We start from the raw sequence: 23,088 nt of genomic DNA, 5'->3' as shown, positions 1-23,088 counted from the left end.
AATCCGGCGCCCGGATATGCCGTTGCCGTAAGATCGCCTCAATCCGCACGACCTTGACGGGACCCATGGCTCTTCTTACCGACATCTCCTCCCACGCCGATTTGCGGTGCCTGACTAGCGGTCAGTTGCGCCAGTTGGCGCAGGAAATCCGTGCTGGCTTGGTGGAGTCCGTCTCTCGCACGGGCGGTCACCTGGGGCCCAACCTGGGCGTGGTGGAGCTGACGATCGCGCTGCACCGGGTCTTCGATTCGCCCCGGGACACCCTGGTGTTTGACACCGGGCACCAGGCGTACGTGCACAAGCTGCTGACGGGGCGTCACGATTTTTCCACGCTGCGTCAACCCGGCGGCCTGTCCGGTTACCCGTCGCGCGCGGAGAGCGAGCATGACGTGGTGGAAAACTCCCACGCCTCCACCTCGCTCTCCTGGGCGGACGGTATCGCGATGGCCCGCCAGATGGCGGGGGAGGACGACCGCTGGACCGTGGCGGTGATCGGCGACGGCGCCCTGACCGGCGGGATGGCCTGGGAGGCGCTGAACAACATCGCGGAGCACCCGGACTCCAAGCTGGTGATCGTGGTCAACGACAACGGCCGCTCCTACGCCCCCACGATCGGGGGCCTGGCGCACCACCTGGACGCGCTGCGCACCCTCCAGGGCTACGAGTCCGTGATGGCGTGGGGGAAGGAGCGGCTGCAACGCTCTGGCCGGGTGGGGCGCGCCGCCTTCAGTGCGCTGCACGGCTTGAAGAAGGGCGTCAAGGACGTCTTCTCCCCGCAGGTGATGTTCGAGGACCTGGGTATCAAGTACCTGGGCCCGGTGGACGGGCACGACATCACGGAGATGGAGTTCGCCCTCACCCGTGCCCGCGAGTACGGCAAGCCGGTGATCGTGCACGTGATCACGGAGAAGGGCCGCGGCTACACGCCGGCGGAGGAGGACGTGGTGGACCGCTTCCACGCGGTCGGCGTGATTCACCCGGAGACGGGCCTGCCGGTGGCGCCGTCGCGCTTTGGTTGGACCAGCGTGTTCGCCGATGAGATCAGGCGCCTTGCCGACGAGCGCCCCGAGCTGGTGGGCGTCACCGCAGCCATGCTCGCCCCCGTCGGCTTGGCGCCCTTCGCTGAGGCGCACCCGACGCGCGTGAAGGACGTGGGTATCGCCGAGCAGCACGCCGTCACTGCGGCGGCCGGCATGGCCTACGCCGGCCTGACCCCGGTGGTGGCGTTGTACGCGACCTTCCTGAACCGGGGCCTGGACCAGGTGCTGCTGGATGTGGGATTGCACGGCGAGCACGTGGTCTTTGCCCTGGACCGCGCCGGCATCACCGGCGACGACGGTCCCTCCCACAACGGCGTGTGGGACATCGCCCTGTTGGGCCTGGTGCCCGGCATCACGATCGCCGCCCCCCGCGACGAGGCCACCTTGCGCGCCGCCCTGCGCGCCGCCGTGGATGGCAGCGGCCCCCAGGTGGTGCGCTACCCCAAGGGTGCGCTGCCCGAGCCCCTGCCTGCTATCGAGCGCCGCGAGGGCTACGACGTGTTGAAGCTGGCCGGCCAGGCGCGCCCGGCGATCGTTGAGGCCGACGCCGCCGCCCAGGTGCCGCCCACCGTCGGCGTGGAGGTGGGCGACGCTCCGCCCGCGCCCAGCAGCGACGGCGCCGAGCGCGGTGCGGCCGGCAATGGGCAGGGTGCGGCGGCGACGTCGGCCACCCAGGAGGGCCGAGCCAGGAGACTGCTCATAGTCGCGATGGGGCCGCTGTGCCAGGAGGCGCTTACGGCCGCCCATCAGCTGGAGGAATCCGGCGTGCGGGTGGAGGTGGTTGCCCCCACGGTGGTGGTGCCGATGCCGCCCGCCCTGGTGGAGCACGCGCGCGGCTTCGACGCTGTGGTCACCGTGGAGGATGGCCTGGCCGTGGGCGGTGCGGGCGACAAGCTGCGCGGCCAGCTGGTGGGGCTGCCGGTTGGCTGCGTGGGGGTGCGCTCGGTGTTCCCGGCCCACAACACGCGCGCCGCCCTGCTGGCGGAGATGGGCATGGACAGCGCCGGAATTGTGCAGACCTCTCACACCCTCCTCGATAGATAGGCTCAATTAATTCGGGGACGAAAGTCCCTGGTGGGCCGAGTCTCACTGGCGAGAAATAGCCAAAAACGCTGCGATTCTGCGGATTTGTGGGGCATGCCACGATTGGGGAAACGCCCGAAAATACGTGCCGGAGCGCTCCGGGGTACTACCTTGGGATGGAGTCAAGGGCGGCACGGGCGCCGCCACTAAAGGAGGACCATTTTCATGGTTGACGCGCAGGCGCAGCAGGAATCCGCTGCCTGGCAGACGTTCGTAGGCGGCCCCTGGCAGGAGTCGATTGACGTCCGCGACTTCATTCAGCGCAACTACACCCCGTACATGGGCGACGCGGCCTTCCTGGCCCCCGCCACGGCCAAGACCAAGGGCCTCTGGGAGACCCTCGAGCGCGACTACCTCTCCGTTGAGCGCAGCCGCCGCGTGTACGACGTTGACACCAAGACCCCCGCAGACATCGACGCCTTCCCGGCCGGCTACATCAGCGACCAGGACGACGTGGTGGTCGGCCTGCAGACCGACGTCCCGCTCAAGCGGGCCATGATGCCCAACGGCGGTTGGCGCATGGTGGAGACCGCCATCCGCGAGGCCGGCAAGGAGCCCGACCCCGAGGTGAAGAAGATCTTCACCCAGTACCGCAAGACCCACAACGACGCTGTCTTCGACATCTACACCCCGCGCATCCGCGCCGCCCGCTCCTCCCACATCATCACCGGCCTGCCGGACGCCTACGGTCGCGGCCGCATCATCGGTGACTACCGCCGCGTGGCCCTCTACGGCGTGGACGCCCTGATCGCCGCCAAGCAGCGCGACAAGGACTCCGTAGCCGACAAGCCCTTCACCGAGCACTGGGCGCGCTTCCGCGAGGAGCACTCCGAGCAGATCAAGGCCCTGCAGAAGCTGAAGAAGATGGCCGCCACCTACGGCTTCGACATCTCCGGCCCGGCCAAGACCGCCAAGGAGGCCGTGCAGTGGACCTACTTCGGCTACCTGGCCTCCATCAAGAGCCAGGACGGCGCCGCCATGTCGATCGGCCGCCTCTCCGCGTTCTTCGACATCTACTTCGAGCGCGACATGGCCGCCGGCATCCTCACCGAGGAAGAGGCCCAGGAGATCATCGACGCGCTGGTCATCAAGCTGCGCATCGTCCGCTTCCTGCGCACGATCGACTACGACCAGATCTTCTCCGGTGACCCCTACTGGGCCACCTGGTCCGACGGCGGCTTCGGCATGGACGGCCGCCCGCTGGTCACCAAGACCTCCTTCCGTCTGCTGCAGACCTTGATCAACCTGGGCCCGGCGCCGGAGCCGAACATCACGATCTTCTGGGACGAGAACCTGCCCGAGGGATACAAGAAGTTCTGCGCCTACATCTCCATCGAGACCTCCTCCATCCAGTACGAGGCAGACGAGCAGATCCGCTGCCACTGGGGCGACGACGCCGCCATCGCCTGCTGCGTCTCCCCGATGGAGATCGGCAAGCAGATGCAGTTCTTCGGTGCCCGCGTCAACGCCGCCAAGGCCCTGCTCTACGCCATCAACGGTGGCCGCGACGAGGTCTCCGGCAAGCAGGTAGTCACCGGCTACGAGCCCATCGAGGGCGATGGTCCGCTGGACTTCGACGACGTGTGGCGCCGCTACGAGGAGATGCTGGACTGGGTGGTGGGCACCTACGTCGAGGCCCTCAACATCATCCACTACTGCCACGACCGCTACGCCTACGAGTCTGTGGAGATGGCCCTGCACGACTCCGAGATCGTGCGCACCATGGGCTGCGGCATCGCCGGTCTGTCCATCGTGGCCGACTCGCTCTCCGCCATCAAGTACGCCAAGGTCACGCCCGTTCGTGACGAGACCGGCTTGGTGGTTGACTACGTGACCGAGGGCGACTTCCCGGTCTACGGCAACGACGACGACCGCGCCGACGACATCGCCGCGACCGTGGTCCACACCGTGATGGACAAGATCAAGCGCATCCCCATGTACCGCGACGCCATCCCGACGCAGTCCGTGCTTACCATCACCTCCAACGTCGTTTACGGCAAGGCCACCGGCGCCTTCCCCTCCGGCCACAAGGCCGGCACCCCGTTCGCGCCGGGCGCCAACCCCGAAAACGGCGCCGACACGCACGGCATGGTTGCCTCCATGCTGAGCGTGGGCAAGCTGGACTACGACGACGCGCTGGACGGCATCTCGCTGACCAACACCATCACCCCCTCGGGTCTGGGCCGCACCCTGGACGAGCAGGTCACCAACCTGGTCGGCATCCTGGACGCCGGCTTCATTCCGAAGGACTGACACCCCGGGCCACGCCCGTCCCCGAACAAACAAACTCGCCAACCCAGCAAAGAAAGAGCGATCAATGGCTACTCCCACCTTTGAAGAGCGCCTGGCTTCCATGAAGGCCAAGCGCGAGGAGCGCGGCGGCGTCAAGGGCCTGTACCACGCCAACATCAACGTCCTCAACCGCGACACCCTCTACGACGCGATGGAGAACCCGGAGAAGTACCCGCAGCTGACCATCCGCGTGTCCGGCTACGCCGTGAACTTCGTGCGCCTGACCCGCGAGCAGCAGCTCGACGTCATCTCCCGCACCTTCCACGAGGGCATGTGAGCATTCCCGAAGAGCACGGGGCGGGCACGGACGCGGACCTGCGCGTCGTAGTGCCCGCCCCGCGCGGCATTGCTGCGGCCGACGGCACCACCGGGGAATACGCCCCGCAGCCCGTCGAGCTCGACGTGCCCCGCGTGCGCCCGGCCGGGCGCGGCATCGCGGGGCTGGAGCGTGCCGCCTCAATGTCCCGTGCAGAGCACCTCGAGGCCGTTCGCGCCGGCGAGGTTGGCTCGATGCACTCCTGGGAACTGGTCACCGCAGTGGACGGCCCGGGCACGCGCATGACCGTGTTCCTGGCCGGCTGCCCGCTGCGCTGCCTCTACTGCCACAACCCCGACACGTGGAAGATGAAGGACGGCGAGGCCGTCACGGCCCAGGAGCTGCTGGCGCGCGTCAAACGCTACAAGCCGATCTTCCGCGCCACCGGCGGCGGCGTCACCTTCTCCGGCGGCGAGCCCATGATGCAGCCGGCCTTCCTCACCCGCATGTTGACGGGCGCCAAGGAACTGGGCGTGCACACCTGCATCGACACCTCCGGCTTCTACGGCGACCACGCCACCGACCAGATGCTCGACAACCTGGACCTGGTGCTGCTGGACCTCAAGAGCGGCGACGAGGAGACCTACCAGCGCACCACCAAGCGGCCGCTGGCCCCCACGCTGCGCTTCGCCAACGTGCTCTCGGAGCGCGGCATCGAGGTGTGGGTGCGCTTCGTGCTGGTGCCCGGCCTGACCGACGCGCCCGACAACGTGGCGCGGGTGGCCGACATCGCCGCGACCATCTCATCCCTCACCCGGGTAGAGGTGCTGCCCTTCCACCAGATGGGGCGCGACAAGTGGGACGAGCTGAAGATCCCCTACGAGCTGGAAAAGACCCCGGTGCCCACGCAGGAGCAGAGCGAGGCGGCCCGCGAGGTGTTCCGAGCGCGCGGCCTGACCACGTTCTAGACTATCCCGGTGCGTAAGACGACCCCCCTGGTGACCGTGTTGGCGGCTGCTGCCCTATTGGCGGGCTGCTCCCAGACGGGGCAGACGCAGCCGGCCCCCGTGCCGGACGCGCCGGCCCCGCAGGCCTCGCAGGACGCCGGTGGGCAGCCGCCCGTCCAGCAGCCCGCACCGGACTTCACCCCGGCGCCCGTGGACGAGAGCGTCTACTACGAGCCCATCGAGAAGCCGTACGACGCCGCCTACCTGGCCGGCTACTACGTGGGCAGCGTGGACCTGCCGGCGTCCCCGGAGGAGCTCGCCGCCTACATGGAGACCCAGACGGGCAAGGTGGCCCAGCCGCAGGAGCGCCTGGGTTGCAAGGTGGGAGGCTTCTCCGCCCGCCGCGTGGAGCTGGACTACGGCGACCTGGTGTTCGCCGGCGAGGCCTACAAGTCCGAAGACGAGCTGAAGATCACCGGCTGGCGCCTGACCGGCCCCGCCCCGGAGGGACTGTTCCCGCCCGGCGGCGTGCAGGTGGGTGACCCGCGCGACTCCCTGTTCTCCCGCGTGGGCAACCTCTACCTGGACAACTACTCCGAGGGCCGCTACTACGGCCAGGAGGTCTACCTGTCCTTCGACATGCGCGACGCCGAGGAGATCGGCTACGTCTCGGCAGACCCGGGCGCCGAGGTGCGCTGGGTGATCCGCGACGGCAAGATCGCCGAAATCCTCACCGGCTGGCCCGTCTGCCAGGACTGACGCAACACCGCAGCCGGCCGGTGGGTGCCAGCCGGGGCGCTACTTGGCGTCGCTGAAGGTGGCGCCGGCCAGGACGTCGGCCAACTCGGGGGCGAGCATGGCGGCCTGCCAGGCGCGGCCCCCAATCGCACCGATCAGCTCGGCGATCGCCTCCGCAGACAGGTCACCGCCCGCCTGGCGCTTCTCGTGGCACCGCCACGCCAACACGCGCTGCAGCTGCGGGCGCAGCAGGATCTCCTGCGGCAGGTGCAGGAACTCGGCGCGCTCCAGGATGGCGGCGCGCAGGGCGTCGTACATCTCGGTGGCCGCAGGGGAGTGGCGCTTCCAGTTGCGCGGGTCGCCCACGCCGCCGGGCAGCGAGGGGGCGCGGGTGGCAGGCAGGTCCTCCTCCGGGATCGCCCAGGCGGCCTCCAGCGCCGCCACGATGAAGTCCAGGTTCTCCTTCACCCGGCCGTTGCGGCAGGCCTTGAGGGAGAGCACGTCGGCGGCGGTCTTGGCCTCGCTCTCCGCGATAGCGATCAGCGAGTGGTGGGGGATCAGGCGACCGGGGGTGAGGTCCACGGCGGCAGCCATGTCCTCACGCACGCTCCACACCTCGCGCAGGATCGCCAGGCCACGGCGCGAACGCACCTTGTTCGCCTGCGGCACGCGGCGCCACGGGTCAGGCTTAGGCGGGGCGGGCGGGGCGGTGCGCAGGTGCTCGAACTCCTCCAGCGCCCACTCCAGCTTGCCGGTCTTCTCCAGGGCGGCCAGCTGGCGCTCGCGCAGCTCGATCAGCAACTCCACGTCCAGGGCGGCGTACGCCAGGAAGGACGGCGGCAGGGGCCGCTGCGACCAGTCGGCGGCAGAGTGCTCTTTGGCCAGGGCCAGCCCGAACTCGTCCTCGATGAGCGGGCCCAAGCCGATGCGCTCGTAGCCGAGGATGCGGGCCGCCAGCGCGGTGTCGAACAGCTTGGCGGGGTAGAGGCCCTCCAGCGCCAGGCAAGGCATGTCCTGGTCTGCGGCGTGCAAGATCCACTCCACGCCCTGCAGCGCCTGGGCGATCAGCCCCAGCCCGTCGAAGTGGGTGGGGTCGATCAGGAAGGAACCGGAGCCCTCGCGGCGCAGCTGCACCAGGTAGGCGCGCTGGTGGTACTTGAAACCGGCGGCGCGCTCGGTGTCGATCGCCACCGGGCCCGTGCCCTCCTTCAAGGCGGCGGCGCACTCCTCCAGTTCCTTCTGGGTGGTGATAAGGGCAGGGATGCCCTCACGCGGCTCCGTGAGCGGAAGAATCTCGAGGGGATTAGACATGCGCGGTTAACGATCCCTTTGCTAAGAGGCGTACCGGTGAAGACTAGCAACTCCATCGGGGGCAATGCCGCCGGCCTCGCGCACCGCGTCCAGCCAGGCGGACACGCAGGGGGCGAGGTCGGTGGAGTCGGGGGACCAGGAAGCGCGCAGCTCCACCCGGGTGTTACCGCCGCGCAGCCGCAGCCCACCGAACGTCTCAGACAGGACGCGCGTGACCGTGCCTGTGATCAAGTGCTCGGGCGCGCCGGCCTCCACCAGCGGCCGCGACAGCCAGGACCACGCCACGGCGCCCAGGAACGGGTCGTCCGCCATCTCGTGCTCCAGGCTGCCGGTTACCGTGGCGACCAGGCGCCAGGCGCCCTCCCATTCCTCGTGCCCGGCCGGGTCGTGCAGGATCACCAGCACGCCGGATGACAGCGGTACGCCGTCGCGCTCCTCCACGGTGTTGGCCTCCAGGGCGGCGGTGAAGGGAGCCAGCTTGGTGGGCGCGTCCACCTCCCGCAGTTGCATGGAACTGGGGACCTCAATTGAACGCAAGGACATCAGCGCGTCCACGAACTCTTGGGGTACCTGCACAAGCCAAGGCTAAGGCCGGCGCATTTGCTAGCGCGGCAGGGCACGCCGGGGTCTCGCCCAGCCGCCCGGTGGGGAGGCGGCGGCCCGGGCGGCGCGCGGAGACCCGCAGCACGGCGGCCCGGGAGCCAGCCGCGAGAACTGCCCCCGGCCGCTCTCAGGAAAAGCGCAGGGAAATGCGTTACTTTTCCTTGGGCTAAGCATCCCCCGGGCTAGAAGGAAGTAGGACAGCAATGACGCAGATTCAGCCGGTGATCCTGGGTGGGGACATCGGGGCCTACGCCATTGGTCGGTCTTTCCACGAGGCGTTCGGGGTGCAGAGCGTGTGCCTGGCGCCCGCGCCTACGGAGTTGATCACGCGCTCGGAGATTTTCCGGGTGCACCCGGTGGCGTCATCTTCGGACGCTGACACCCTGGCGGCGCTGCTGGAGGTGGCCGCGGCCAACCCGCACGCCCGCTGCGTGTTGATGGCGAACACGGACTTCCACGTGGACTTCATCATCCGGCACCGCGCCCAGTTGGAGGACCACTACGCCCTGCCCTTCCCGTCCGCCGAGGTGGTGGCGCAGGTGAGCGACAAGGTGGAGTTTGCCCGCGTGTGCGATTCGCTGGGGATCCGCACCCCGCGCACGGTGGTGGTGCCGCTGGCCGACCCAGCGCAGGGAAAGTGGGCGGCCCCGGCCCTGGATCTGACCTTCCCGGTGGTGGCCAAGACCGCTAAGGGCGCGCCCTACGACGCCGTGGATTTCCCGGGCAAGCGCAAGATCTATTTCTTCACCTCCCCGGAGGAGCTGGCCGAGCTGTGGGGCTCGCTGCGCCGCGCCGGCTTCCGGGATGACTTCCTGGTGCAGGAGCTCATTCCGGGCGATAACACCGCGATGCGTTCGATCACGGCCTACGTGGATTCCACGGGCGAGGTGACGCTGCTGGGCAGCGCGCGTGTGCTGCTGGAGGACCACGCCCCGACCATGGTGGGCAATCCCGTGGCGATGATCACAAAGGTGTTGCCGGAGCTGTGGGAGGACGCCAAGCGGTTCCTGCAGGCCACCGGTTATCGCGGCTTTGCGAACTTCGATGTGAAGATCGACCCGCGCGACGGTACGGCCTACTTCTTTGAGGTCAATCCGCGCATCGGCCGCAATTCTTACTACATGACGGCGGCGGGCCATAACCCGATGTCGGTGATGGTGGCGGACCTGGTCAACGGCGAGTCGGTTTCCCCGCGCACGGTGACGCGCGAGGTGCTCTACTCGCTGGTGCCGCTGGCGCTGCTGAAGCGTTACCTGGTTTCTGCCGCCCTGCGCCGCGAGGTGGCGGGCCTGGCGCGTGCCGGGCGAGTGGTGGATCCGTTGCGGTACAAGGCCGACCGTGGCCTGCGCCGCCGCCTGGTGGTGGAGGCCCAGCGCCTGAACCACTTCCGCAAGTTCGCGCGCTACTACCCCAAGCCCACGCAGTCTTCCTTCTGAGCGGCCTTTGCTGTCCGACGCCCCGCCTGCCGCCCGGTAGCGCTGGGCCGGTCGCCTGCCGGCCGGGTTTTACGGCCGGTGGGGAGGGACGACGTTCCGCCCGCCTGGCACTAGCGCCGGCGGGACCCGTTTGGCCCGCACGCGCCGCCGCTCGGCCCGGTGTCCCGGGGGAGTGGAAGTACCGGGTGGGCCGGTGCCCGGTTGCCACCGGCGCGAAGCGGGGCCGGAGTGGGGGAGCGGCGGGCGGGGCGTCGTCGGTGAAAGGGAAACGATCGCGGGCGTGCTTGAACCGGGCGGCCAAGCGTGAGTCAATGAATCAGACGCTCGAAGCGGGCGCCAAAGAGAGGTGAGGTTGTGCAGGCAGCAGACAGCGCAATGACCGTGACGGAGCTAACCGCCCAAGAATTCAAGGTGGCGTTGGCGGGGGTGCGGCCGATCCCGGTGGACCAGTCGGCGGCGTGGGAGGCCCTGGACGCCCGCCTGGAGGGCCGCCAGCCCTGGAAGCGGCTGCGCGTGGACGAGGATGGCAAGCCGGTGGCGTTCGTCTACCTGGCCGAATACAAGCTGCGCGGCGCCACCTACCTGTGGGCACGGTCGGGCCCGATCTACGTCAAGGAGCAGTCGCCGGCGCGCGAGGAGGCGATCCGTGCCGCTCTGGTGGCCTACGTGCGTGCCCACCACAAGAAAGCCGTGTTCCTGCGGCTGCACGCCCGCTACCGCGGGCCAGACACCCTGCGGCCGCTGCAGATCATCACCTACGACCGCACCGTGAAGATCCCGCTGGCCCCCCGCAGCGAAGAAGAGATCCTTGCCACAATGACCACCGACGGCAAGAGGTCCATCCGCCGGGCGCTCAAACGAATCGACGAGGGCGGGGCGGAGTTCTGCGAGGACACCGGGCTCAGCCGCGAGGCGTTCGGCGAGTATTACGCCGTGCTGCGCGAAACGGCGCGGCGCGACGGCTTTAGCCCCCACCCGGAGAGCTACTACTGGGCCATGCTGGAGGGGATGGGCCAGGACGTGGCGCGCCTCTTTGGGGTGCGGCGCGAGGGCAAGCTCCTGTGCTGGGACCTGGTGCTGGTGCACGACAAGCAGGCCGTGGCCTTCTTCGGCGCCTCCCTGACCGAGGCACGCGAGGTCTTGGGGCCCGACGCCCTGGACTGGCACGTGGCCCGCACGCTGGCCGCCGAGGGCGTGGAGAGCTTCGACCTGATGGGCATCGACTCTCCCACCACGCCCGAGCTCTACGGGGTGGGGCGCTACAAGCGCAAGTTCGCCCTAGCCCCCACCGACGTGGACGCGGCCTGGGACGTCCCGGTGCGTCCGGTGCTCTACAGGGCCCTGGCCGGGGCGCTGCGCATGAAGCGGGCGCTGCGCGGGTAGCCCCAGGAGCGCGAGAGGCAAGGCGGCGGGCGGGAACGGGCGGGGTTCCCGCCCGCCGCCGTCTCTTGCCCCGCGCGGTTGGGTGCGCGGTTAGTCGGTGCACGGCAGGGCTCGCCGCCTAACCACGCGGTTGGGCGCCCGGCCCGCCAGCCCCGGGCGGGGGCCGTGTCACCCGGTTCCCCCGCCGAAACTTGTCAAACCGCGCCGGGCCTTGTCCATAGACACCCCGCTAAGGACAAGTCTCGTGGGGTTTGGACAAGTTTCGGCGAGTCAAAGGGCGGTCAGGCACCCACTACGGCCCCGAAGGCGGTAACCGCAAACGATGCGGAATGGGCAGGCAGAAGCCACGAAACCAACCCCGAACACGTCGAGCCTGTACGCACATTTCTGCCGCTAACCCTTACGCGCCTGCGCGGGAGACGTTGCGAAGCCTGCGGGCGCGCCTGGATAGCCGACACTCCCTACGCGCATGCGCGGCAGGTGCGGTGGGGAAAGCAAAAGGCCGGATCCCGTGGGATCCGGCCTTAGCCTTGCTGGTGGGCGATACTGGGTTCGAACCAGTGACCTCTTCGGTGTGAACGAAGCGCGCTACCACTGCGCCAATCGCCCTTGCGGGATGGAACATTACATGAGGTGCGCGGCGAACGCAAAATTTGCGTTTTGCCCGGGAGGTGGTCTACAGTTCTCGAGTCGCAAGACGTTGCGGATGTAGCTCAGTTGGTAGAGCATCACCTTGCCAAGGTGAGGGTCGCGGGTTCGAGTCCCGTCATCCGCTCCACGAAGGCCAAGCCTTCACGGTGGGTTGGCCGAGAGGCGAGGCAGCGGCCTGCAAAGCCGTATACACGGGTTCGAATCCCGTACCCACCTCTCAGAGTCACTAGCACCCCGGCGGGGTGTTTTTTTCGTTTCCGCTCCCATGCGCCTGGGCCTGCCGCGCAGAGCGCGCGGGTGCCCGCGCTGCACGGGCAGGGGCGCAGGCTCACGCCCGGGGCTCGGGGCTATAGGACAAAATGTGTTGCTTTGGGGCTTGGTTTTCGTTGTGTTTGTTGGGCAAAGTGGGGTTTGAAGTTGGGGTGGGTCAACTTCAAGGTCGGACAGAATGTGTTGCTCTCGGGCCTGGTTTTCGTTGTGTTTGCAACGGATTGGCGGTGTTGAAGTTGGCGGGGGCAGTTTTGAGGGATGAACACTCCCAAATGCCCACTGTGTGCGGCGGTGATGACCCGGCATGGCAAGACCCGTGGCGGGGCCCAGCGGTGGCGTTGTCGTAGCTGTAACGTCTCCCGGGTTGGCCATATTGACTCAAGCGCCAAACAGTTACAGGCTTTCTTGGCCTGGTTGTTGGGTGCGGGCCGTCAGGTCGACATGCCTGGCGCTGGTAGGACCTTTCGGCGCCACTGCCAACAGTTTTGGTGTCTGTGGCCCTTGTCCCCGATCGTGGACGAGGTCCACGAAGTCATCTTCGTTGACGGTATCCATCTGGGACGCAAAGCAGTGGTCTTGATTGCCCGCAGTAGGCACCACGTGCTGGGCTGGTACGTGGCCCGCAACGAAAACTCCCGGGCCTGGGCAGCGCTCTTAGCCAGGATCGCCCCACCACAGATGGTGGTCACTGACGGGGGCAGTGGTTTTGAAAAGGCCCGCAGACAGCACTGGCCAGACACTATGGTCCAGCGCTGTACTTTCCACGTTTTTGGGCTGATCAAGACCGCTACCACCACCCGTCCCAAGCTGGAAGCCTCCCGCCAGCTCTACGCTCTCGGACTCGACCTGATCCGTCTACACACCCGTGACCAGGCCTTGGGCTGGGTCCAGGCCTATCAAGCCTGGACCACACGTTGGCAGGGATTTCTAAACGAGAAGACCACCGGGCCAGACGGCAAGCAGTTCTTCACCCACGCGCCCTTAGTCAAGGCGCGCAACAGTCTCAACCGCCTGTTGCGGGCAGGAGTGTTGTTCAGTTTTCTCGACCCGGGCTGGGAAACGGTGATGCCCGCGATGAACAACCAGATCGAAGGAGCAACTAACGCCCCGTTGCGTCAGATGCTGCGCGATCACCGCGGCCTGGGGCTAACCAGGCGGATCAAAGCGATCTTTTGGTGGTGCTACATGCACACCGAAGCCCCGCTACCGGCAGCCAAGATCCTTAAGACCATGCCCACCGACGCCCAGATCGAGGCCGCTTACCAAGCCGCTGCTCTCCACGCCAAACCCGATGACTTCCTGCCCCGCTGGGGAGACGCGATTACCTGGAGAGAACTCCACCACACAACCCCATACCACAACGACTGGGACTAAGCAACCCCACCCACCCCAGAGCAACACATTTTGTCCTATAACCCGGGGCTCGTTGGAGTCCGTCGGAGTCCGTCGGAGCCCATCGGCTTGGCTCGGCGCGGCCCAGCGCCGCTCGGCGTGGCTGAGCGGGCTCGGTGCCGACGGTCCTAGGTGCCGGCGAGTAGTGCGCCGGCGGGGCAGCATTCCGGTGGCGCGGCCTGGCCGGCGGTGGCCCGCTTAGCGCAGTGTGGCCAGCACCACCGCGTCGCTGGAGACGTCCTGGCGGGCGCGGGAGCGCTTGGGGCGCACCTTGACCCGGTCAATGTGGCCGGCGAAGTCGATCCGGTAGCCCAGCCGGGCCAGCTCTCCGGCCAGTTGGGTGGGCTCCCACAGCATCGCGGGATTCTTGGGTCCGGGCACGTCGCGAGTGAGGTTTCGCACAGCGTGACCCACCAGCACTAGCTGCCCGCCCGGCCGCAGCCAGGTGGTCATGTTGCCCAGGACCGAGGAGACGTGGAAGTCGGGGGAGTGCAGGTAGGCGGCCAGCACCAGGTCCACTGCGGCGGCGGGGCGCCAGTGGCCCGCGTCGCCGGCCACCCACGAGATGCCCGGCTCCGGCCTGCCCAGTGCCGCCTCGACCGCGACCGCAGAGCCCTCCAGCGCCGTCACCACGTATCCCCGCCCGGTCAGCTCGCGCGCGTGGCGCCCCTCCCCGGCCCCCACGTCGATCGCGGTGGGAGCCCCGGCCGGCGCGGGCGATAGCTTTTCCAGCATGTCCAGGGCCGCCACCACCCCCAGCGAGGCGTGGGCGGGAAAGAGCCTGCGCCCGCTGCGGATCGCCTCTGCGTAACGTTCGTCCCAATTTGCCATGTTCAGCTCCCGTGGAAGTGGCTACCTGTTGGCCCGATTCTGCCCTCTGCGCGTGGCGGCGGCAGGGCGAAGTGGGGCGGGTGGCCGACGTCGTCCACGTGCCATGCCGTGAAATCGCGCCGATTTCTGTCCTTGGCGGCGGGTAGAGGTGGCGCCCCAGCGCAGGGTGGGGCGAGCGTCACACCCGTTCGATTTCGTTTTTCGGCCGAGGTGCTGTTAAGGTTTCTTCTCGTTGCCGACGAGGTAACAAACGCGGATGTAGCTCAGTTGGTAGAGCATCACCTTGCCAAGGTGAGGGTCGCGGGTTCGAGTCCCGTCATCCGCTCGGGCGATTGGCGCAGTGGTAGCGCGCTTCCTTGACACGGAAGAGGTCACTGGTTCGAACCCAGTATCGCCCACGGTGAGAGCGACGCAAGAGGGCGTCGCTCTTTTGCTATATCCAGGCAAAGACTGAGCAGAACCGGTTGTGGGCAAAGCGCCGGAGAATCCCAAAACGCGCGGCGAATTCCCGTCCGGACACGTTCTTTCTGCAGCGGCTGACGCGCCCGGTTCTGGGGCAAACCGCACCCTGCCGCGCCTTTTGTCCACGAGCTTCGGTCGTCCGCAGGGGCAGCGTCGATCACGCCTCGTGGAATCGCGCCAGCCAAGGAGGGCGGGTTCACCCTACGGCGTACAGATCAAGGTTACGATTGGCCTAACTCACACATATTTGGTGTTTGGTGTGGGCTACGCCGATGAGGAGACGGAACATGAGGCCGGGAAATTTTGGAGTGACGGGGTTGCCGTGGGCGCAAAAGCTCACAGCCCTGGCAGCGACCGCAGCGGTGGCGCTAGCCGGTGCCGCTGCCGTTGGCATGACCGCCAACGCCGCTGAGCTAGATGACGCGCCGGGGGCGCAGGGGACTCTGGCCCCGGCTGAGGCCGAGCTCACCGCGCTTCCCGAGAGCAGCAAGGAGATGGGCGCTGGTGGCGGTGAAGGCTCGGCTACCGGTGTCGCTGACGTAGCGGCGAGCGAGAGCGCGGCCGAGGCCCTTGAGTCTGCTGCCTCGGAGGAGCCTGCTGCTGGGGAAGCCGCAGCTGCGGAGGGTGGCAGCAGCACGCTGACGCCCAGCATTCCACAAGCCACGGATGAGGCAACGGTCGCGGAGGATGCCCCGGCGATCTCCCCCTCCGCCTCTGAGAAGCCGAGCGCTCAGGCGGAGGTAACCGCGCAGGTGAGCGCCCCTGCCGAGCAGGCGCCACCGGCAGTTGCACTCAACACCCCGGAGGAGAGTACCTTCCAGGTGAAGGTGGTGGTGGAGGGCGGGCCGGCATCGGCCGCGACCCACAACTTCAAGATCGGCGCGGTCTGCAACACGCCGGGGGGCGAGACTAAGTATTGGAACCAGAACAAGGTGAAGGGCGATGGGGTGCCGGTAGGCATCGGTGGCAGCTTCCCGGTCGGCTCCAACTGCTGGGTGTGGGAGTGGGAGGACAAGGCCCAACTTCCGGGCTATGCCGTTGAATTCACCGGCCAGCAATCCCTAGTCATCAAGGCGGGCGAGACGCCGGTTGTTACCTTCACGAACAAGTACACCGACCAGTTTGGCACGCTGGAGGTGAAGAAGACCGTCTCTGGTGGCCCGGCGGGGGCCGTCAATGCCGAATACGGATTCGCGGTGGTGTGCGGGCAGGTCGTCCTTGAAGTCGAGGTTAAGGGGGACGGGGTTCCCGTGCCGGTGGGCTACAACCTCCCGGCCGGCACCAAGTGTGTGGTTAAGGAGTTCTTCACCAAACCGGTCGACGGCTTTCTGGCCGTACCGCCGCCGCCGCAGACCGTGACGATTGAGGCGGGCAAGACCACACTGGTGGAATTTGAAAACACGTTCACCAACCAGTACGGCTTTGTACAGCTAAAGAAGACCGTCCTGGGCGGTCCCAGCACGAGAGCGAGGGATTTCCTTGTCAAACTGAAGTGTGGGGACCTCTCCGCCAGCGTGCGTATGCCTCCTGGGCTGCTGCACATTCGGATCCCCGTCCCGGCGGGGATGCAGTGCACGCTCACAGAAGATCTGGACGACGCGCAGATCCCCGGCTACACGCTGATCCAGCCCAAGATGCCGACAGTGACGGTCGTGGCCGGAGAAACTGTGATCGCGGAGATCGTCAACGAGTACAAGGACATCGTGCCTCAGCCCTCGGCGACACCGAGCGAGACGGCCACGGTCAAGCCGAGCGAGACGGCCACGGTCAAGCCGAGCGAGACGGCCACGGTCAAGCCGAGCGAGACGGCCACGGCTTCCCCCGGCGTGAGCGCCTCTAGCCACCCAAAGGGCAAGGACGGGAAGTTCGCGAAGGGCACCAGCCTGGCCCGCACCGGAAGCGACGCGATCGTGGTGGGCAGCATCGCTGTTGCGCTGCTGGCCGGCGGTGTGCTGCTCATCCTGGTGCGCCGAAACAGGTCCAAGTGAGCCTGAGCGGTCCCTGACCGCAGGCACACAGGTAGGGGGCTCGCGCCGGTGGCGCGAGCCCCCGCCTCGTATTCCGGGCAACGGTGGCTGGGTCGAGGTGACTGGGTCGAGGCGGCTGGGTCGAGGTGGCTGGGGCGAGGCGCCTAGGGCGCTAGGCCCTGTTGGGCAAGCCACTGCTCCGCTATCTGCGCGGCGGGGGCCTGCGTGTCCACGCTGCGCTTGTTGAGCTCCAACAGCTCCGCAGTGGTCAGGCGCTCGTTCACGGCGTTGATCACGGCCACGGCCTGCTCAGGCAGGTCGTGGCGTGCCAGGGGAACCACGTTGGCCGCCAGGAACAGCCCCTTCGGATCGGCCAGGGTGGTGAGGGTCGGGTCCGCTAGGGCCGGATTGGCGGTGTACAGCACGGCCACCTGGATGTCGCCGTCGCGCAAAGCCTTGAGCGTGAGCGGGCCGCCGGAGTCCTCGATCGGGGTCAGGGTTGCCTCCACGCCGTAGGTGCGCGCCAGCCCGGCAGGTCCGTGCGGGCGCGCCACCGCCTCAGAGTTGGCCCCCAGCGTCACCGGGGCAGGCAGCCGCGCCAGGTCAGCGATCTGCTCCAAGCCGTGGGCGCGCGCCAACTCCGTGGTGACCACGTAGGAGTCCTGGTCGGCTGCGGGAGCGGCAGGCAGCAGCCGCAGCCCGGCCGGCAGTTGCAGGCGCAGCTGCGCCTCGACCTCTGCCGGGGTGCGCGCGGTGGTGGCCGGATCCCAGGCCTGCAGCAGCGGCCCGTTGTACTCCGGGAACAGCTCGATCGCCCCCGCCTCCACCTCCGGCAGGTACACCTCCCGCTGGCCGATGCGGAACTCGCGCCGCACGGTGAAGCCCGCCCCCTCCAGGCTCTGCGCCCAGATCTCCGCCACGATCTCGTTTGAGTAGTAATCCTGGGAGCCCACCACGATCGCGTCCGAGTCATCCGGCACGGGCGCCAGCGGGTCCGCCAGGGCGCAACCGCCCAGGCCCACGCTCAATGCGGTGGCAAACACCAGCGCCCGCAGCCTGCTCATACCTGCAACCTTCCGTTCATACGTCTGCCCGACGCCCCGGCGTGGCTGGGCGCTGCGCCGAGGCTGGGCGGGCCGCGTCGGCCTTGCCCGCCCTGGCGGCCGCGCCGGCCCAGCGGGAGACCGGCCAGGACAGCAAGGAGAGGACCGCGCCCGTCACCAGGGCCAGGGCGATCAGCAGCAGCGAGCCACCGGCCATCTGGGCGTAGTCGTGGGTCTTCAGGCCGGTGAAAATGAAGCGTCCGAGGCCGACGTCGGCCACGTAGGCCGCGATCGTAGCGGTGGCCACCACTTGCAGGGCGGCGTTGCGAATGCCACCCAGCAAAACCGGTAGGGACAGCGGCAGCTCCACCCGCCACCACACCTGCAAGGGGGTGTGCCCCAGCGCGCGGGCGGCCTCAACCACCACCGGGCTGACCGCGGCGGTGCCGGCGGCGGTGGCCAGCAGCACCGAGGGCAGCGCCAGCGCGGCCAACGCGATAAAGGGCGCCCGCAGCCCGATCCCCAGCCAGAGGGCACACAGCGAAACCAGTCCCAGCGTGGGCAGGGCGCGAGAGACGTTAGTCAGGGCCGCCAGCCACGTCTGCCCGCGCCGGGTGTGACCCACCCACGCCCCCAATGGCACGGCCAGCGCCACCACCACGGCCAGGACAGCGACGCTGAGCACCACGTGCTCACCCAATCGGGCCAGGATGCCCGCCGGTCCCAACCAGTTGGTGGGCTCCAGCAGCCAGGCCAGTACGGACTTCAGTGTGTTCACGCCCCGGCCCTCCCGGTGGTGGCGCGGCGCCACGGGGCAAGTCGGCGGCCCAGCCAGATCAGCGCCAGGTCCACCGCGCCGGCCAACGCCAAGGTGAGGATCACGCCCGCCCAGAGCTCACCGGCGATGCCGCGCTGAAAGCCGTCGGTAAACAGGGAACCCAGGGAGGGGATCCCCACAAGGGCACCGATCGTGGTCAGGCCGATCGTGCTCATCGCCGCCACCCGCACCCCGGCAAGCGCCACCGGCAAAGCCAGCGGCAGCTCCACCCGCAAAAAGGTGGCCAGACGGCCGTGACCGGTGGCGCGGGCCGCCTCCAGCTGGGCGGGCTCGACGCTGCCAAACGCATCGGCGGTGGAACGCAGCAAAAGGGCGATCGCGTAGATCGTCAGCATGATGACCAGCGTGAGCGGGTCGCGCAGCCGGACGCGGAAAAGCAAGGGGATGGCCACCAGCAGCGGCAGCGCCGGGATCGCGTACCACAGGCCCGTGAACTCGGTCACCAGCCTTCCCCAACGCGGGTGGCGGGCAGCCCACCAGCCCAGCGGCAGGCACACCGCCACGGCCAGCAGCAGCGCCGGCAGGCTCAACGCCACGTGCACCTGCAGGTAGTGCCACATGACCGAGGTGTTGGCGGCTATCCACTTCACGGGCGTAAGACCCCAACCTGGCGCCCGGTGGCGTCAAAGACTGCGCCGGAGGCGTCCGCGCGCAGCTCGCGGTCGGCCTCCTGCGACCGCAACAGGTCCGCCACATACGGCGTGGCCGGGCGCTCCAGCAGCTCTTTGGCGCTGCCCACCTGGGCGATCTGGCCGTCCTTGTTCAGCACCACGATCTGCTGGCCCAGCAGCAGGGCCTCCTCCACGTCGTGGGTGACGAACAGGATCGTGGCCCCCAGCTGCGAGTGCAGGCGCAGCACCTCCTGCTGCAGGGCACGGCGGTTGATCGGGTCAACCGCTCCGAAGGGCTCGTCCATCAGGTACAAGCCCGCCTGCGTGGCCAAAGCACGGGCCACGCCCACCCGCTGTTGCTGCCCGCCGGAGAGCTGGCCCGGATAGCGCCCGGCCAGCTCCGCCTCCAGCCCCACCGTCTCCAGGAGCCTGGCCGCCAGGGCGCCTGCCTGGCGGCGTGGCATTCCGTTCAGCAGCGGAACCGTGGCGATGTTCTGGGCCACCGTGCGGTGCGGGAACAGACCGCCAGCCTGCATCACGTAGCCGATGCGGCGGCGCAGCTTGACCGGGTCCTGCGCGGCGACGTCCTGCCCGTCCACCAACACCCGACCCGCCGCCGGGCTGACCAGGCGGTTGACGCACTTGAGCAGCGTGGTCTTGCCGCTGCCCGAGGGGCCGAGCAGCACCACCCGGCTGCCCGCAGCGATGCGCAGGTTCACCTGGGACAGCACGGGCCTACCCCCGTAGGAAACGGCGAGATCCTGGAACTCGACCGTGGGGGCGGCCGCTAGGGACAGTTCGGGTGCAGTGGCCACCCTTCGAGCCTAAGGGCAGCGGGCCTACTTGCGCACGCCAACACCTACGGCGAGCACCAGCTCCCGCTGAGGCTCGCAGCGCTTGCGTGAACCCACACGCCTGCGGTCCCACGAGCACGCAAGCCACCAGCGGCTTCCTAACGCGGCGGCTGCGTCTATCTCTGGCCCCCAAGCTCGCAAATGTGGCAACGGGGTACATGTGACCGCTTGGTGCCGTGGCACCGGTCGGTCGGATGTACCCCGAGCGCACGCTTGTGCGCTCGGGGTGGTGGCCACGGGGCGCGAGCGTCTTTTCGTGCGGCGGCTGCGCCTATCTCTGGCCCCCAAGCTCGCAAATGTGGCAACGGGGTACATGTGACCGCTTGGGGGCGTGGCACCGGTCGGTCGGATGTACCCCGAGCGCACGCTTGTGCGCTCGGGGGCGGTCACGGGAGGGCCGGTCAGGGGAGGGTTGGCGCGGATTCCGGGTGCTGGGTGGAGCGTCGGCCACCTCGGGCGGCAAGGCCGGGCGGCCAAGCATGGCGGCTGTCACGGGGCGCTGGCGCCTCCTGGTGCGGTCGCTGCGCCTATCTCTGGCCCCCAAGCTCGCAAATGTGGCAACGGGGTACATGTGACCGCTTGGGGGCGTGGCACCGGTCGGTCGGATGTACCCCGAGCGCACGCTTGTACGCTCGGGGTTGGTCAAGGGAGGGGTGGTCAAAGAAGGGCAGGTCAGGGGAGGGCCGGTGTGGATTCGGGGTGGTGGGTAGAGCGTCGGCCCGCACGGGTAGTCGCGGGAGGGCCGGCGCGGATTCCGGGTGGTGGGTGGAGCGTCGGCCGCCACGGGGCGCCGACCAGGCTGGCCTGCCAGCGCGGGCGCCGACGGGCCACCACCACCGCCGACGGGCCACCACCACCGCCCACCGCCCACCGCCCACCGCCCACCGCCCACCGCCACCGCCCACGAGCGCCCACCACGCGCATGCCACGGCAGCGGCAAGACGGTCGCCGCGCCAAGGGCGGCTAACATGTACCTGCCCGTAACACAGAAGCAAGGAGCTCACCGTGGCAGAGATTTCGGTAGTAGTTGAATCCGTCTCCCAGCAGTTGGCGGCCGGCACTACCGGCACTGAGCTCTTCCAGGACCGCGCAGAGGTCATCGCCATGCGCGTCAACGGGGAGGCCTGGGACCTGTCCCGCGAGCTGCCGGCCGACGCCGCCGTGGAGCCGATCCTCATCACCGAGCCGGACGGCCTGGACATCCTGCGCCACTCCGCCACGCACGTGATGGCCCAGGCCGTGCAGCAGCTCTTCCCGGACGTCAATCTGGGAATCGGCCCCTACATCACCGACGGCTTCTACTACGACTTCGGCAACATCGACGCGGTCACCCCGGAGCTGATGAAGGAGATCTCCAAGCGCATGGCCCGCATCGTTAAGGAGGGCCAGACCTTCTGCCGCCGCGTGGTGAGCGAGGAGGAGGCCCGCGTCGAGCTGGCCGACCAGCCCTACAAGCTGGAGCTGATCGGCTCCAAGGGGGCCGGCGCTGAGGGGGCCTCCGTGGAGGTGGGCGGCGGCGAGCTGACCATCTACGACAACGTGCGCCGCAACGGCGAGGTGGCCTGGAAGGACCTGTGCCGCGGCCCGCACGTGCCGAGCACGAAGCTGCTGGGGCAGGGCTTTGCCCTGACCAAGGCGAGCGCCGCCTACTGGAAGGGTGACCAGGCCAACGATGGCCTGCAGCGCATCTACGGCACCGCCTGGCCTACTAAGGAGGACCTGGTGGCCTACCAGGAGCGCATCGCGGAGGCCGAGCGCCGCGACCACCGCCGCCTGGGCACCGAGCTGGACCTGTTCTCCTTCCCGGAGGAGATCGGCTCCGGGCTGCCCGTCTTCCACCCCAAGGGCGCGCTGGTGAAGATGGAGATGGAGCAGTACTCCCGCCGCCGCCACCTGGAGGCCGGCTACTCCTTTGTCTCCACCCCGCACGTGACCAAGGCGGACCTGTTCAAGACCTCGGGTCACCTGGACTGGTACTCCGAGGGCATGTACCCGGCGATGCGCGTGGACCGCGAGGTCGCTGAGGACGGCACCGTGGTGCGCGAGGGCCACGACTACTACCTCAAGCCCATGAACTGCCCGATGCACAACCTGATCTTCGCCTCGCGGGGCCGCTCCTACCGGGAGCTGCCGCTGCGGCTGTTCGAGTTCGGCACGGTTTACCGTTACGAGAAGTCCGGCGTGGTGCACGGCCTGACTCGCGCGCGCGGCTTCACGCAGGACGACGCGCACATCTACTGCACGCGCGAGCAGATGAAGGACGAGCTGACCACGCTGCTGCAGTTCGTGCTGGGCCTGCTGAAGGACTACGGCCTGGACGACTTCTACCTGGAGCTGTCCACCAAGAACCCGAAGAAGTTCGTGGGTGACGACGCCGTTTGGGAGGAGGCCACCAACACGCTGGCCGAGGTGGCCGCCGCCTCCGGCCTGGAGCTGGTGCCGGACCCGGAGGGCGCCGCCTTCTATGGCCCCAAGATCTCCGTGCAGGCCAAGGACGCGATCGGCCGCACCTGGCAGATGTCCACGATCCAGCTGGACTTCAACCTGCCCGAGCGGTTCAACCTGGAGTACACCGCCCCGGATGGCTCGCGCCAGCGCCCGGTGATGATCCACCGCGCCCTGTTCGGTTCCATCGAGCGTTTCTTTGGTGTGCTGACCGAGCACTACGCGGGCGCGTTCCCGGCGTGGCTGGCCCCGGTCCAGGCGCTGCTGGTGCCGGTGGCCGAGCCGTTCTACGGCTACATGGAGCAGATCGCCGCCCGCCTGCGCGAGCGCGGTATCCGCGTGGAGGTGGACCTGAGCGACGACCGTTTCGGCAAGAAGATCCGCAACGCCTCGAAGTCCAAGGTGCCGTTCGTGCTGATCGCGGGTGGTGAGGATGCCGAGGCCGGCGCGGTCTCCTTCCGCTTCCGGGGCGGAGAGCAGGAGAACGGCGTGGCCGTGGAGGACGCCATCAAGCGGATCGTGCAGGCGGTGGCCCAGCGAGAGGCCGTGTGAGCATGACCCGGCCGGAGCAGTTCCCCGTCCCCGCCCGCAACGGTGGGGCGGACGGACTGAGCCAGCAGGCGCGCGTAGGTGAG

Annotated in this window: 17 protein-coding genes and 5 tRNA genes; 14 read left to right on the top strand and 8 right to left on the bottom strand. The window is 68.4% G+C overall.

What is annotated here, in order from left to right:
• Positions 1-65 precede the first annotated feature (65 nt).
• The 5 genes from dxs to ABYF38_RS01115 all read left to right on the top strand — a co-directional run bounded on the left by dxs (position 66) and on the right by ABYF38_RS01115 (position 6,377).
• A complete protein-coding gene (gene dxs, locus ABYF38_RS01135) occupies positions 66-2,084 on the top strand; it encodes a 1-deoxy-D-xylulose-5-phosphate synthase (RefSeq protein WP_371152292.1) in 2,019 nt (672 codons plus the stop codon).
• 204 nt (positions 2,085-2,288) lie between these two features.
• Positions 2,289-4,376, top strand: a complete 2,088-nt coding sequence (locus tag ABYF38_RS01130; protein ID WP_371152291.1) for a pyruvate formate lyase family protein — start codon at positions 2,289-2,291, stop codon at positions 4,374-4,376.
• A gap of 64 nt (positions 4,377-4,440) precedes the next feature.
• On the top strand, positions 4,441-4,692 hold the full coding sequence (gene grcA2 / locus ABYF38_RS01125) for an autonomous glycyl radical cofactor GrcA2 (RefSeq protein WP_371152290.1): 252 nt from the start codon (positions 4,441-4,443) through the stop codon (positions 4,690-4,692).
• 68 nt (positions 4,693-4,760) lie between these two features.
• Entirely contained in the window at positions 4,761-5,639 is an 879-nt protein-coding gene (gene pflA / locus ABYF38_RS01120; RefSeq protein ID WP_371152971.1) for a pyruvate formate-lyase-activating protein, read from the top strand.
• A gap of 9 nt (positions 5,640-5,648) precedes the next feature.
• Entirely contained in the window at positions 5,649-6,377 is a 729-nt protein-coding gene (locus ABYF38_RS01115; RefSeq protein WP_371152289.1) for a hypothetical protein, read from the top strand.
• A gap of 39 nt (positions 6,378-6,416) precedes the next feature.
• On the opposite strand, the gene ABYF38_RS01110 is transcribed toward ABYF38_RS01115, so the two are convergent.
• Positions 6,417-7,667: a ribonuclease D gene (locus ABYF38_RS01110; RefSeq protein WP_371152288.1), complete on the bottom strand. Its 1,251-nt coding sequence runs from the start codon at positions 7,665-7,667 to the stop codon at positions 6,417-6,419.
• A 21-nt stretch (positions 7,668-7,688) separates the two neighbouring features.
• Positions 7,689-8,243, bottom strand: coding sequence for a DUF3000 family protein (locus tag ABYF38_RS01105; RefSeq protein ID WP_371152287.1), 555 nt, complete (start codon positions 8,241-8,243; stop codon positions 7,689-7,691).
• A gap of 230 nt (positions 8,244-8,473) precedes the next feature.
• Here ABYF38_RS01105 and ABYF38_RS01100 point away from each other — a divergent pair, with 230 nt between their 5' ends.
• Positions 8,474-9,706 carry a carboxylate--amine ligase gene (locus ABYF38_RS01100; RefSeq protein WP_371152286.1) on the top strand — a complete coding sequence of 411 codons (1,233 nt, stop codon included), beginning with the start codon at positions 8,474-8,476 and terminating at the stop codon, positions 9,704-9,706.
• A gap of 354 nt (positions 9,707-10,060) precedes the next feature.
• Entirely contained in the window at positions 10,061-11,089 is a 1,029-nt protein-coding gene (locus ABYF38_RS01095; RefSeq protein WP_371152285.1) for a lipid II:glycine glycyltransferase FemX, read from the top strand.
• Between the two features lie 534 nt (positions 11,090-11,623).
• On the opposite strand, the gene ABYF38_RS01090 is transcribed toward ABYF38_RS01095, so the two are convergent.
• A tRNA-Val gene (locus ABYF38_RS01090) sits at positions 11,624-11,698 on the bottom strand.
• Positions 11,699-11,791: 93 nt separating this feature from the next.
• Here ABYF38_RS01090 and ABYF38_RS01085 point away from each other — a divergent pair.
• The 3 genes from ABYF38_RS01085 to ABYF38_RS01075 all read left to right on the top strand — a co-directional run bounded on the left by ABYF38_RS01085 (position 11,792) and on the right by ABYF38_RS01075 (position 13,384).
• Positions 11,792-11,867, top strand: a tRNA-Gly gene (locus ABYF38_RS01085).
• Between the two features lie 18 nt (positions 11,868-11,885).
• Positions 11,886-11,956: transfer RNA gene (locus ABYF38_RS01080), tRNA-Cys, on the top strand.
• A gap of 312 nt (positions 11,957-12,268) precedes the next feature.
• On the top strand, positions 12,269-13,384 hold the full coding sequence (locus tag ABYF38_RS01075; protein WP_371151736.1) for an IS1249 family transposase: 1,116 nt from the start codon (positions 12,269-12,271) through the stop codon (positions 13,382-13,384).
• Between the two features lie 216 nt (positions 13,385-13,600).
• Here ABYF38_RS01075 and ABYF38_RS01070 read toward each other — a convergent pair whose 3' ends face one another.
• A complete protein-coding gene (locus tag ABYF38_RS01070) occupies positions 13,601-14,233 on the bottom strand; it encodes a class I SAM-dependent methyltransferase (RefSeq protein ID WP_371152284.1) in 633 nt (210 codons plus the stop codon).
• 252 nt (positions 14,234-14,485) lie between these two features.
• Between ABYF38_RS01070 and ABYF38_RS01065 the strand changes: the two genes are divergently transcribed.
• The 3 genes from ABYF38_RS01065 (at position 14,486) to ABYF38_RS01055 (ending at position 16,683) form a co-directional block, all read left to right on the top strand.
• A tRNA-Gly gene (locus ABYF38_RS01065) sits at positions 14,486-14,558 on the top strand.
• Between the two features lies 1 nt (position 14,559).
• Positions 14,560-14,631 (top strand) — tRNA-Val (locus ABYF38_RS01060).
• A gap of 351 nt (positions 14,632-14,982) precedes the next feature.
• Positions 14,983-16,683, top strand: a complete 1,701-nt coding sequence (locus ABYF38_RS01055; protein WP_371152283.1) for a DUF5979 domain-containing protein — start codon at positions 14,983-14,985, stop codon at positions 16,681-16,683.
• A gap of 143 nt (positions 16,684-16,826) precedes the next feature.
• Here ABYF38_RS01055 and ABYF38_RS01050 read toward each other — a convergent pair whose 3' ends face one another.
• The 4 genes from ABYF38_RS01050 to ABYF38_RS01035 are packed head-to-tail and all read right to left on the bottom strand — an operon-like array spanning position 16,827 to position 19,969.
• A complete protein-coding gene (locus ABYF38_RS01050) occupies positions 16,827-17,726 on the bottom strand; it encodes an ABC transporter substrate-binding protein (protein WP_371152282.1) in 900 nt (299 codons plus the stop codon).
• Positions 17,727-17,742: 16 nt separating this feature from the next.
• Positions 17,743-18,483: an ABC transporter permease gene (locus tag ABYF38_RS01045; RefSeq protein ID WP_371152281.1), complete on the bottom strand. Its 741-nt coding sequence runs from the start codon at positions 18,481-18,483 to the stop codon at positions 17,743-17,745.
• The gene (locus tag ABYF38_RS01040; protein ID WP_371152280.1) at positions 18,480-19,133 is read right to left on the bottom strand and encodes an ABC transporter permease; all 654 of its coding nucleotides are present in this window, start codon (positions 19,131-19,133) and stop codon (positions 18,480-18,482) included. The genes ABYF38_RS01045 and ABYF38_RS01040 overlap by 4 nt, the downstream gene beginning before the upstream one ends.
• A complete protein-coding gene (locus ABYF38_RS01035) occupies positions 19,130-19,969 on the bottom strand; it encodes an ATP-binding cassette domain-containing protein (RefSeq protein WP_371152279.1) in 840 nt (279 codons plus the stop codon). Before ABYF38_RS01035 ends, ABYF38_RS01040 begins: the two co-directional genes overlap by 4 nt.
• 1,044 nt (positions 19,970-21,013) lie before the next feature.
• Here ABYF38_RS01035 and thrS point away from each other — a divergent pair.
• The gene (gene thrS / locus ABYF38_RS01030) at positions 21,014-23,005 is read left to right on the top strand and encodes a threonine--tRNA ligase (RefSeq protein ID WP_371152278.1); all 1,992 of its coding nucleotides are present in this window, start codon (positions 21,014-21,016) and stop codon (positions 23,003-23,005) included.
• Positions 23,006-23,088 lie beyond the last annotated feature (83 nt).

The organism is Buchananella sp. 14KM1171, assembly GCF_041380365.1.
Taxonomy (GTDB): domain Bacteria; phylum Actinomycetota; class Actinomycetes; order Actinomycetales; family Actinomycetaceae; genus Buchananella; species Buchananella felis.
This window is presented reverse-complemented; position numbering and strand designations above follow the sequence as displayed.

Coding starts and splice junctions, on each gene's coding strand:
- dxs (WP_371152292.1), top strand. CDS start 66: ATGGCTCTTCTTACCGACATCTCCTCCCACGCCGATTTGCGGTGCCTG.
- ABYF38_RS01130 (WP_371152291.1), top strand. CDS start 2,289: ATGGTTGACGCGCAGGCGCAGCAGGAATCCGCTGCCTGGCAGACGTTC.
- grcA2 (WP_371152290.1), top strand. CDS start 4,441: ATGGCTACTCCCACCTTTGAAGAGCGCCTGGCTTCCATGAAGGCCAAG.
- ABYF38_RS01110 (WP_371152288.1), bottom strand. CDS start 7,667: ATGTCTAATCCCCTCGAGATTCTTCCGCTCACGGAGCCGCGTGAGGGC.
- ABYF38_RS01100 (WP_371152286.1), top strand. CDS start 8,474: ATGACGCAGATTCAGCCGGTGATCCTGGGTGGGGACATCGGGGCCTAC.
- ABYF38_RS01075 (WP_371151736.1), top strand. CDS start 12,269: ATGAACACTCCCAAATGCCCACTGTGTGCGGCGGTGATGACCCGGCAT.
- ABYF38_RS01070 (WP_371152284.1), bottom strand. CDS start 14,233: ATGGCAAATTGGGACGAACGTTACGCAGAGGCGATCCGCAGCGGGCGC.
- ABYF38_RS01055 (WP_371152283.1), top strand. CDS start 14,983: ATGAGGCCGGGAAATTTTGGAGTGACGGGGTTGCCGTGGGCGCAAAAG.
- ABYF38_RS01050 (WP_371152282.1), bottom strand. CDS start 17,726: ATGAGCAGGCTGCGGGCGCTGGTGTTTGCCACCGCATTGAGCGTGGGC.